The sequence below is a fragment of the Bradyrhizobium uaiense genome, assembly GCF_010811875.1.
In the GTDB taxonomy this organism is placed as follows: domain Bacteria; phylum Pseudomonadota; class Alphaproteobacteria; order Rhizobiales; family Xanthobacteraceae; genus Bradyrhizobium; species Bradyrhizobium uaiense.
In genome coordinates this window covers 1-2788 of the sequence record NZ_VKHP01000441.1, presented here as the reverse complement: position 1 = coordinate 2788, position 2788 = coordinate 1, and the positions used below count along the sequence as shown (strand labels likewise).

At 57.4% G+C, this 2788-nt stretch carries 4 protein-coding genes and 1 pseudogene; 3 read left to right on the top strand and 2 right to left on the bottom strand.

All coding sequences use genetic code 11. From position 1 onward, the window contains the following. Positions 1–165: 165 nt before the first annotated feature. On the bottom strand, positions 166–444 hold the full coding sequence (locus FNJ47_RS45465) for a DNA -binding domain-containing protein (protein WP_146986646.1): 279 nt from the start codon (positions 442–444) through the stop codon (positions 166–168). A 364-nt stretch (positions 445–808) separates the two neighbouring features. Beyond that, positions 809–1090, bottom strand: a complete 282-nt coding sequence (locus FNJ47_RS54950) for a S1/P1 nuclease (protein WP_165446154.1) — start codon at positions 1088–1090, stop codon at positions 809–811. Positions 1091–1531: 441 nt separating this feature from the next. On the opposite strand from FNJ47_RS54950, the gene FNJ47_RS45455 reads away from it, so the two are divergent. The 3 genes and pseudogenes from FNJ47_RS45455 to FNJ47_RS45445 all read left to right on the top strand — a co-directional run. Further along, positions 1532–1987, top strand: coding sequence for a hypothetical protein (locus tag FNJ47_RS45455; protein WP_163163233.1), 456 nt, complete (start codon positions 1532–1534; stop codon positions 1985–1987). Continuing rightward, positions 1927–2097, top strand: a complete 171-nt coding sequence (locus tag FNJ47_RS45450; RefSeq protein WP_163163235.1) for a DUF3363 domain-containing protein — start codon at positions 1927–1929, stop codon at positions 2095–2097. The genes FNJ47_RS45455 and FNJ47_RS45450 overlap by 61 nt, the downstream gene beginning before the upstream one ends. 372 nt (positions 2098–2469) lie before the next feature. Beyond that, a pseudogene (locus FNJ47_RS45445) lies at positions 2470–2788 on the top strand (nucleotidyltransferase family protein); the annotation flags it as partial.

Genomic DNA, 2788 nt, shown 5'->3' with positions numbered 1-2788 from the left:
GGAAGCTCCTGGGCCAAGCCGGCAAGCCCGCCGGTCAGCAGGCCGCCTGACCTTCACGCAACGCCATCATAGAGCTCGCCGTGCCCGCGCGCACGCGTCAATCGGGCGGTCTTCATCGTATGCGTACAATGTAACGATATAAGCACCTGTTGTTACGCGCTTAATCTAGCTTGGCCGACCGCTCCGCAACAGCTGCCGATAACCATGTCTGGCCGCCCACTTGGCGCGAGCGAGATGGGTTTCATACGCGCGGCGGGCACGCTCCGGTTCATGTTCGGAATCAATGTGCAACACGACTTTTGCAACTTCTCGCCAGTCGGCGTCCTCTGCATCTGCGTCCAGAAGGCGCATATAGGTGACAGCGTGTTCTTGGTCGTAGGGCGTCAGGATCGAATCCGTCGGCGCTGCATCGTTGACATCCGGATCGAGCGGCGGATTTTGCATGGCAAGTCTCTCAAGACGAGATCGGGCCAACGACGGTGCTTGACTGATTTCAGGGTGGGGGAGCGCAGGCGTCAGGTCAAGGTCTCATCTGCGCAGCGCATAGTGCTCCCAGCACACAATCTGTTGTCAGTCGACGTGACGTGCTCTCGCCTATCCCAATTTAGGATACCCGATCCTCTGAGTTTATCCTCTGAAACCGGCTTGGTTGTCCGACTTTGGCGGGCGATGATATGGACGAACGATCTATGGTCCGCGAAGGTCCGATGGAGGGTTCCGACGGAATCACTCCATCCCGTGGCGGCAGTCGCGTTTCTGACGGGCGGCGAGTTTCGCAGATCTCGCTGCCTGCTCGCCGTGGCATGTCCTATTGCTTGTGCAGTGCTTGGTTCAGGATCATCGCCAGCCGCACGCCCGCCTTGCTCCGCTGGATTCGGACGTCATTTGTTGCGGTCGTGACATAGTCGTCCGTCAACCGAAAGCTTCCACGCGCGTTGGTCGCTGGAAGCTGTCCATACGCATCATCCTTCGACAGCGCGAACGTCTCCTTGGCCCAGTCGGCAGGGCTTCCTGATTGCCACTGCGTCTGCTGATCTTTCGTGATGTGCCCGATGAGATCGGAGGCAATCGTCTGTGAACCGGACCCCAGCTGGTCCGCGAATTTTTGTGACGAAGTGCATACTGGAGCAGCACCATAGCCATCGATCTCGTAGCATTGGCTGGAGCGTTCGCGACCGCATAGGTGGTTGATCGACGGTGGCCCCTATGGGTTCAGCCGCTCAAGGCGACAGGGTTCGACCCACAAACCGCCCATCGTCTCCATGTCCCTGCGCTCGTGGCCTCGTTTGTGGCCGGAGGGGGCAATACTACTCATCTTGCTTTGGCTTAGCTTGAAAATGGTGAGGAACGATATGAACTCTAGCCTGTAGCTCGCACAGCACGGCTCGGCCGGGAGTAACTAGGGAGAAGATGATGACGCGAGATGCATCAATTGGACTCGCGTAATCTTATGAAATATTTTCGTACAACTTCAGAAACGCTGGGCAGACCGTTTGATTAGATTGGGAAAGAGCGGCCTGGCGCCAACAGCATGGAAGGTTTGTTGCTCTTTTCGATGTCTGCTGATCGTACAAGTCTGCTTCAGCGCCTCGAGGCAACGACGCTGGGGACAAACAATCTACTCGTGCGCGGCGAGTTCGATGATCGTCGCCGTGTCGATGATCCTGCCGGCAAGGTCCTTGATTTGGATCTCGTTCCCGGATTCGGCCAGTTCATCGGCCTTGGCGAGAGCCTGCTTTGCGGAGGAAACGACAACCCTGACAGCACCGTCGCCGTTCTTCGAATACACCTGATATCCTACGACGCTCATCGCCCCTCGCTGATGAGGATCCCTAGCTACCTTTCAGATCGGCGCCTAGTGCAAATGGGCCACAGCTTCTACCTCCTGAACAGAACGGAGCTCTCGTTGCTTGCCGGCAAAGGCTCATGGTCCGCCGCCAGCGCCTGGTGGGGCGTGTCGTCGGTGAAGGGCTTTCGGATGAACTGAGCGAGCGCCGTTATGTCGTGCTCGAGGGCGTCGACGGGTGGACGCGTTACGTTGAGATCGGACGTCTCTCGGGTGCTGTCCTGGTTAGGACACTCGCTCTGCCAAATTAGGACAGTCGGGATTGGTCATTTTCTTTGGTCTTTAAAACAACAACGCCGCTCGCTTGAAATACATGCGATGCGGCGTTGGTCCGGCCCCAGGAGGGACGTGGCAAAATCCTGGCTCCCATGAGAATGCACGGAGCGGGCCAAGGAATTGTGTCACCGGGCACCGTAAGACTCCGGGTACAAAGAGGCGACGCTCGGATTCACGCGCATTATTTCGCCAACCTGAGTTGGTCCAGATCAACCCGGGACCGGGCAGGCGATTTTCATTTCCTTTTCGGGCGAAGCGTGCGCGAAAACTGCGCGGTATCTTAGCAAGGTACTAAGATTAAAATTAGTTATGCTATTTTAGCGAGAATAGTATAGCGAGGTTCCGATATGCCGGCGAACCACGGCCTGGATGTTGCCTACCAGACGCTCTATTCCGAACTGGTCCAGCGCAGCCTCGATGAGAGCTTCACCTCGGAGTTTTCCTCAAACGGACGGTTCGTGGCTGCCGAGGTCAAGGGCAAGAAATACTGGTATTTCGATATGCCCAAACCCGAGGGCGGCGGCCAGGATCGCCGCTATGTCGGTCCCGTGGACGATCCCGAGATCACCAAGAGGGTCGAGGCGTTCAAGGATCTGAAGGCCGACCTGAAAGGACGTCGCCGTCTCGTCTCCACGTTAGTCCGCGAAGCCTATCTGCCTCGCCCTC